The organism is Bacillus sp. AFS023182, assembly GCF_002560575.1.
GTDB lineage: Bacteria > Bacillota > Bacilli > Bacillales > Bacillaceae_G > Bacillus_A > Bacillus_A arachidis.
This window is the reverse complement of sequence record NZ_NTRO01000166.1, coordinates 1-739: the sequence shown is the minus strand read 5'-3', so window position 1 is coordinate 739 and position 739 is coordinate 1. Positions and strand designations below refer to the sequence as shown.

Genomic DNA, 739 nt, shown 5'->3' with positions numbered 1-739 from the left:
TGATTGTACCAATCATTTTTGTTTGCCAATCTGCTGGAAGTGTGACATTTTGACGTGTATCTACATCTGTAGGATCAGAACCATTTCCATTGTTGCCACCGTCCCCTTTCCCCAAGTAGTCCAACGGATTCACAGCATTACTCTTATTAACATCCCAGCGGCCTTTATGCAATTCAAAATGTAAGTGTTGGCCACTAGATTGCCCCGTACTTCCCATAACTCCAATTGTTTGTCCTTGTGTAACATAATCGCCTTGTTTAACCTTTCGAGAACCACTACGCATATGAGCGTATACAGTTTCCCATGTAACTCCATCAATAGTATGCACTATCATAATACATTCACCATAACTGGATGAAAGATACGAACTACTAACTTGCCCGCTAGCCGCTGCATAAATCGGATGATCACCCGCTTCAGCAAGGTCTACCCCATGATGATCTGGTCTGTCACCTCTAAAACCACTTGTTACTCTCGTTGTATCTGTTGGATAAATAAATTTTGCCATATCAATCTTCCTTTCTATTTTTACACAATATAAAAAAGGTACTTAAATGAGCACCTTCGTTCGCTGTCTATATTTATTATTTTTTGGATATATTATGGTTTTTCAAATCTTAAGATGAATAGAACGAAAATCTCTCCGTCGTTACCTAATATCAAAGTGTTCTTCTTTTAACCACGTAATGTTTCCAAGACATAACATAAGTTGCTCATAACAAGCTGCACTTAAAATAAT

Annotated in this window: 1 protein-coding gene; it reads right to left on the bottom strand. The window is 37.9% G+C overall.

Annotation, left to right across the window (positions count from 1 at the left end; genetic code table 11):
- Positions 1 to 508, bottom strand: a 508-nt coding sequence (locus CN288_RS27925; RefSeq protein ID WP_255260074.1) for a M23 family metallopeptidase, incomplete at its 3' end; no start/stop codon positions are given.
- Positions 509 to 739: the final 231 nt, after the last annotated feature.